Annotated in this window: 9 protein-coding genes and 1 pseudogene; 4 read left to right on the forward strand and 6 right to left on the reverse strand. The window is 54.8% G+C overall.

Going from position 1 to position 5,728, the window contains the following annotated elements:
* On the forward strand, window positions 1-912 hold a 912-nt coding region (locus BQ17_RS16855; protein WP_218068327.1), incomplete at its 5' end, for a TAXI family TRAP transporter solute-binding subunit.
* A gap of 173 nt (window positions 913-1,085) precedes the next feature.
* Window positions 1,086-2,024, forward strand: a complete 939-nt coding sequence (locus BQ17_RS16860) for a transporter substrate-binding domain-containing protein (RefSeq protein WP_176722489.1) — start codon at window positions 1,086-1,088, stop codon at window positions 2,022-2,024.
* A 215-nt stretch (window positions 2,025-2,239) separates the two neighbouring features.
* Here the strand turns inward: BQ17_RS16860 and BQ17_RS16865 are convergent, their stop codons facing one another.
* The 6 genes and pseudogenes from BQ17_RS16865 to BQ17_RS24395 form a co-directional block, all read right to left on the reverse strand.
* Window positions 2,240-2,590, reverse strand: coding sequence for a DUF5615 family PIN-like protein (locus tag BQ17_RS16865; RefSeq protein WP_089729056.1), 351 nt, complete (start codon window positions 2,588-2,590; stop codon window positions 2,240-2,242).
* Complete coding sequence (locus BQ17_RS16870; RefSeq protein WP_089729058.1) at window positions 2,571-3,044, reverse strand: DUF433 domain-containing protein; 474 nt, start codon at window positions 3,042-3,044, stop codon at window positions 2,571-2,573. Before BQ17_RS16870 ends, BQ17_RS16865 begins: the two co-directional genes overlap by 20 nt.
* A 140-nt stretch (window positions 3,045-3,184) precedes the next feature.
* A complete protein-coding gene (locus tag BQ17_RS16875; RefSeq protein WP_439645679.1) occupies window positions 3,185-3,373 on the reverse strand; it encodes a hypothetical protein in 189 nt (62 codons plus the stop codon).
* Between the two features lie 304 nt (window positions 3,374-3,677).
* Entirely contained in the window at window positions 3,678-3,899 is a 222-nt protein-coding gene (locus BQ17_RS16880; protein WP_256091656.1) for a type II toxin-antitoxin system HicB family antitoxin, read from the reverse strand.
* 462 nt (window positions 3,900-4,361) lie between these two features.
* Complete coding sequence (locus tag BQ17_RS16885) at window positions 4,362-4,544, reverse strand: hypothetical protein (RefSeq protein ID WP_089729061.1); 183 nt, start codon at window positions 4,542-4,544, stop codon at window positions 4,362-4,364.
* Window positions 4,510-4,770, reverse strand: a pseudogene (locus BQ17_RS24395) (BrnT family toxin); the annotation flags it as partial. The gene BQ17_RS16885 and the pseudogene BQ17_RS24395, both read right to left, overlap by 35 nt.
* Before the next feature lie 131 nt (window positions 4,771-4,901).
* Between BQ17_RS24395 and BQ17_RS16895 the strand changes: the two are divergent.
* Together BQ17_RS16895 and BQ17_RS16900 are read left to right on the forward strand one after the other, a co-directional pair.
* A complete protein-coding gene (locus tag BQ17_RS16895; RefSeq protein ID WP_218068328.1) occupies window positions 4,902-5,141 on the forward strand; it encodes a ribbon-helix-helix protein, CopG family in 240 nt (79 codons plus the stop codon).
* A complete protein-coding gene (locus BQ17_RS16900) occupies window positions 5,138-5,560 on the forward strand; it encodes a type II toxin-antitoxin system VapC family toxin (protein WP_089729067.1) in 423 nt (140 codons plus the stop codon). The genes BQ17_RS16895 and BQ17_RS16900 overlap by 4 nt, the downstream gene beginning before the upstream one ends.
* Window positions 5,561-5,728: the final 168 nt, after the last annotated feature.

Genomic DNA, 5,728 nt, shown 5'->3' on the forward strand with positions numbered 1-5,728 from the left:
CCCCTCTCCCGGCGGGAGAGGGGACATAGTAGCCAGTACCGTTGGTCATGTTATCACTTATACATTAGCCACTACCCGGAAACGCTGTATCTATTAACACGGAACGTTACAATACAGACGCTGCAAGATCTCTACAAACACAAACACCCGGTGGATCTCGGTGCACCGGGTTCGGGCACTCGCCCACTGGCGCTGCGGGTGCTGAGTCAGACGAAACGCAGAATCGATCCATCACGTCGTAACAACGAGCTAGACTCCCATGGGCTCGGTTACGATCTGCGTCATTACATGTTCGACGTGCGTGGCCGTAAGTCCTTTATCGGTGGGGCGACACGCGCTATCTTTATTTCCATCGCCAACAACGCCAAGTTGATACACGAGCTCATCAAAGAGCTTTGCCCCCTTCCTTTTAACCCTGAAGGCCGAAAATCAAAGCGTCATGTCCAAAATGATCAGAAATCCGGAGGGGGGTCTGATGGGTCTTGGCCGAAGGATTGCTGGCGGTTTATTCCCATTGAGGCACCCATTGAGGCAGATAAGGAAACCTGGGACGAGTGGAAAAAACAAGGAATCGAGCGCCGTAAAATTGCTGCCCTGGACTTCAAGGACAATTTGCCCACCAGCGCCATGAATAAGGAAGACCGGATACCAGCGATAGGGGTGCGGGCGCTGATCGTCACACGGAAAGACACGGATGCTTTATACGTAAAATATCTCATGCAACAGCTTAAATTCGCAATGCCCGCCGTTTGCGACTATGTCAAAAAGAGGGCACTGGGACTCTTCAGCAAGATGACTTGGAGCGATCTGGTCGATGAGGAAAAGGCCTATCTGGAATTGCATCCGGCGGCGCAGGATTTTATTAAAGAAAACCAGGAATACAGCAGCAAAGAATCACTGTGCAAATCCTAACATCAGATAGGATCGACAACACCCTAATACTCGAGCGCAATCATCACTCGTCACCGTCCGCTGCGCCGGTCGATGATTTACTATTTGAGTAGTAACTACGGAGACCCCCAATGCGAATGTGGTCCGCGGTCAAGAGCCCGTTTCGACATATCCTCACGGTTATATCGCTATCCTTGTTGCTCGCGAGTATGGCGTCACCGTCGTATTCTGGTTCCGACACGGACTGCGGGCAGCTCGATGAGGACTACAAGCAGCCGCTGCGAGTCGGGATCTCATTATTCCCACCATGGGCGAGGTGCCGCGACGACAGCATCCAAGGCACTAATACCGAAAGTAGCAACGCAGTAGACAAGTGTGATCCCGAGTTACTGGAAGGCTTGGAGGTCACACTGGCACGCCGCTTAGCCTGTGATTTCAATTGCAAAATGCCGAAGTTCGTAATCAAACCCTGGGACCAGCTGATTCCCACGCTGCAAGAGAAGAAGGTCGACATCATTGTCTCGGGTATGTCAATCACGGCGGAGCGTGCACGTAAGGTGAACTTCAGTATTCCTTATGCAGAATCGACCCTTGGGTTGCTGGTGAATCTCGATTCCATCGGTGGTATCGAGCACTTCGATGAGCTCAAAAGCAGAAACCACAAGCTGGCGGTGCTCAAAGAGACAGTATCAGAGGGTTTCGCTCGCAAAGGCGGATTTTTCGAGACTAAGGACATCAAGGTCGAGTCTAAGGTCGAGGGGATCGCTAAGTTGTTCCTCGATGCGAAGAAGGGGGACGCGGAGAAAATAGACATGTATCTAGGCACCCTGCCTCTCCCTCACATCATCGCCGAAAAGATACGTGGATCACTCAACGTACAAGTGATCGAGAAGCCATTAGCCCGTTACCGCTATTCCTCCGGCTTTGCCGTCGCCAAGAAGGGGGATCCGGACTTCTTGAATTTTCTCAATTCCTGGATCGCAGCACGTAAGTCGGATGGTTGGATCGAGCAACAGCGCGAGTATTGGGTAGATTCTATCGCTTGGATGTTTGAAGACCACCAGCAGGAAGCGGTTCCAACGGACTGCAAAGAAGTGGTTCATCAATATCAACATCACTATCAAGCCCAGTAAGCCTGAATTCCATTGGGTGGGATTGGAAGTAACCATTGGTGGATTTGGATAGAGAGAAAATAGGGACGGAGAAAATAGGAGAAAATAGGGACGTACCACGAAATCTTGCGGCAAGGGAATGGGATCAGGTCGCCCAATGCACGCTGCGGGTCCGCGTAGCGGTTCCTCCTCGTTGGTAGGCGGAATGATGGCGAATCGCTCTGCGGGCACTCGCCCTACAGCGGTATGTAGAGAACCTGGTCGTCCAAGTCGTCGTCCCCAAGGCATTCGAGAATTAATGCCAGGTCTTCTACGACTTTGCCTATCGGAGCCGACGCGACGATCTCTATGACGCCCGGCATTGGCAGACCGGCATCCACGCGCTCGCAGGCATATCGCGTCACTGTCTCGACGTCATGGGTGATCAGCACCCGACTCCAATCAGCGGCCCAAGCCAGAACTGTCGGGTCGTCCGCACCGGTAAGGCCGATATCCTGTACGCGAACGACGTCGATGCCGTCGAAGCGACGCAGGACTCCGCGCAGGATGTTCGCATCGAGGTTCTCGTCAGCCAGCAGACTGAGCATCGACGCGGTTCCGGTATCCGATCAGACGCTCGCGTATCTGCGTCACGGGCAAACGGCGTTCCGCGTTGCGACGTGCCGCGAGCGACGTCTGACGCGTCCGGTCCAGGTATGCTTGCGCCTCCTGCCGATGGCCGAGGAAGTAGCTGAGGGTCGCGTAAACCTCATGCAGGTCCAGTGCGTCGTAACGCAGGGCAATCTCTTCGGCACTCGCACCCTGCTCGAAGAGGGAGATGACGCTTTCCAGCGTCACCCGGGTTTGGGCGACACGGATCACTCCGTGTGCGTCTCGGTGCAGAGGAGGAGCTTCTTGCTCTAGGGCGAGTGGCGTCAGTAAAGCGCTCATCGCTAGGGATACTCCGTCTATGCCATCTTCAAGGTGTTTCGCGCGGTATCCGACGGCCGTGAGTCGTCGGTCACCGGCCAGAGCAGGCTGGGTGTCCAGCAGGACTCTCAACGATAGTGCTCCATCAGATCGTCTGGTAGATCCTCGAAGTCCGTTGCCATGCGGACCAACCCCTTGGCCTCGCAGAGCCCGCGCTGGACCTCACGCATCCGCATCCTCGCAGTAGTTCGTTCGACCGACCTCGAGGTCCACTAGCGACACACGCAGTGCTCCCTTGCCGCCTCCTGCCGAACCTGTTGCAGCTCGGCAAAGGCTGCCTCAGTGAACACCACATAGCTCGGGCGCTTGTTCTTGATGATGTGGACAGGCCCATCGCATAGCGTTTCGTCGACAGCGGATATCCCACGACGCTTGATCTCTTGGGCCGGAATGCTGTTCATGTCCGCTTTTATGTACTGATTTTGATACCGAGTCGAGCACAGGCTAGGATACCTGTCAAGGTCATCCCGGTACTACAAGCGTCGTTACCCGCGGCCTGATCAGCGCGGGAAATTGGGGACGTATCACGAAAGGGGGAATTGAGGACAAATACCGGCTCTTCCAACAGGGCAAGCACGGCATCCGCGTGTTGGTGCAAAATGGGTGTCCTTTTAATTTCTTTTAATTATTTTTACTTTTAACTAAGGTTCACCTATTAGCTCTTGGCGAACAAAAAATGGAGCATACATATCCAAGTATTGACATCTATGCAACTTGATAAATGACCGGCCTGTATTCGGGTAAAGGAACCGGCTTACCGTTCAATTTTGCAGTCTTCAACCAGCTTTCCTTGGCTGTTAACACTTCCGCCAGGGCTTTATTCGGCGTTTCACCAAAAGCGGAGCATGCCTTTAAATCCGGAATATCAGCGATATATCCCTCGTCCTCTTCGCTATAAAAAATATTGATGTGGTAATCTTTCATCATTCTTCCCCGATATGAAGGTTGTGGATTTCTATCAATTGTAACAGTTGCTTGATTTGATATGGTTTTGCTTTTCCCTTGACATTTTGGAGAGGCTCTTTATGGATTCCGGACTGCTTTGGAGTGCGCCGGCAAAGCGGCGCGACCGCATCGAACCTCAGCCACGGGAGATACCAGCGGCGTTTGCTGAGAATCCGGGCTCTCGAGGTTCCACCCGCGCCGCGGCGACGGCGCTTTCCCCTGGTCGCAACACCTTTACCTCGGCGAATCCAAAGCGGCGGCAGGATTGTGCCACTTGGGCCGACCCCCCACTTATGCCCAGCGCTGTAAATTCCGGTAAACATCGGGGTTAGGTTGCCGCCGCACTCCAAAAGGTCCGGTGGTCCCCTTCCATGATTGTTGGCAGTCCGAAATCCACAAAGAGCCACGCAGGATTGCGTTGATCCGTGTCTGGTAGCCTGGACCCTAGCCTTTGAGCCAGTCCGGCAAATCCTGATCCAGGTGCAGATAGATACCCTTTTTGGGCTTGGGCATCCGCAATTCGGCCTTTTCCCAGAAAGCTTCGTCAGTTTCCGGGATATCCGAGTAGTCGATATCCTCGTCCCGGAGGACTTCAATCTGTTTTAAGCATTCTTTTGAGAGAGTCATAGTAAATCTTCCTTTCCCGACGGTTGGCCTTGCGCGCCGATATCAAGCAGGTCCTCTCGCCACGCGCTGTGTGAACCACCACCAGCGGTGCATCCGGCGAGAGCAGGCCAAGGCTGATATCACGCACTTCGCCGTAGTCTTCGCGGTCATCAACCCTGGTCAGAACGGGACCATCGAACATGCGCCGGGCCTCGCCAAGGCTAATTCCATGCTTCTTATGGTTCGCCCGTTCCTTTTCCTTGACTCAACCACTACCAGCTGAAGCTGGTAGGTTGGGCCACTAAAGTGGCCCTCGGCGGTGATGGGTGCTATCATGCCATCATTCTTGGCTGAATGATGGCATAGACGATGGTTCGAATGCAGGTCCAACTCAGCGAGCAGCAAGTCGAGATGCTGCGTGGGCGAGCGGCCCGTGAGCATGCGTCGGTGTCCGAACTGGTTCGCCGCGCCGTGAACGCCTGGATCGGGAACCAGCCGGAAACGAGCCCTTCTGAGCGCTGCCGCCGTGCGATCGAAGCCACGGGCAGGTTTGCCTCCAGCAAACAGGATATCGCCGAACGGCACGACGAGTATCTCGCGGACGCCTTCGGTCAGTGATTTTCATCGATACATCGGCGTTCTACGCGATCTTGGACCGCGATGATCGGGCACACGCTAGGGTACGAGTAACCTGGGCAACTGTTCTGTCACCCGCAAGTACGACAGCGCTGATCACCAGCAATTACGTGCTGGTGGAGTCGTTTGCACTGATCCAGGCGCGGCTTGGTGTCAGTGCGGTCCGTGAGTTCAACGACGCCATTCTACCCGTTGTCGTATGTCGGTGGGTCACTGAACAGGATCACGCCGCGGCCGTCAATGCCGTGCTGACTTCAGGTCGCCGTGACCTGAGCTTGGTCGATTGCAGCAGTTTCCAAGTCATGCGCCGGCTCGGTGTCCACCGCGCCTTTGCGATCAACCAGCACTTCCGGGAACAAGGCTTCGACCTGTTGCCTGAGATCGCAGCCGAAGGCGGTTAAACACTGCGTCATTGACGCTTATTTGGATGCTGACAACGAGCTCTTGTTCAGCGCCGTCGTCGGCTTCGAGATCGCGGTCAAGCACAGCCTGGGCAAGCTGGAGCTGGCAGAGCCCCCGCGCACCTTCATCGACAACCGCATCCGCAACAATGCGCTTACGCCCTTTCC

The organism is Candidatus Thiosymbion oneisti, assembly GCF_900092655.1.
GTDB lineage: Bacteria > Pseudomonadota > Gammaproteobacteria > Chromatiales > Chromatiaceae > Thiosymbion > Thiosymbion oneisti.

Coding starts and splice junctions, on each gene's coding strand:
- BQ17_RS16885 (WP_089729061.1), bottom strand. CDS start 4,544: ATGACTCTCTCAAAAGAATGCTTAAAACAGATTGAAGTCCTCCGGGAC.
- BQ17_RS16895 (WP_218068328.1), top strand. CDS start 4,902: ATGCAGGTCCAACTCAGCGAGCAGCAAGTCGAGATGCTGCGTGGGCGA.
- BQ17_RS16865 (WP_089729056.1), bottom strand. CDS start 2,590: ATGCTCAGTCTGCTGGCTGACGAGAACCTCGATGCGAACATCCTGCGC.
- BQ17_RS16875 (WP_439645679.1), bottom strand. CDS start 3,373: ATGAACAGCATTCCGGCCCAAGAGATCAAGCGTCGTGGGATATCCGCT.
- BQ17_RS16880 (WP_256091656.1), bottom strand. CDS start 3,899: ATGATGAAAGATTACCACATCAATATTTTTTATAGCGAAGAGGACGAG.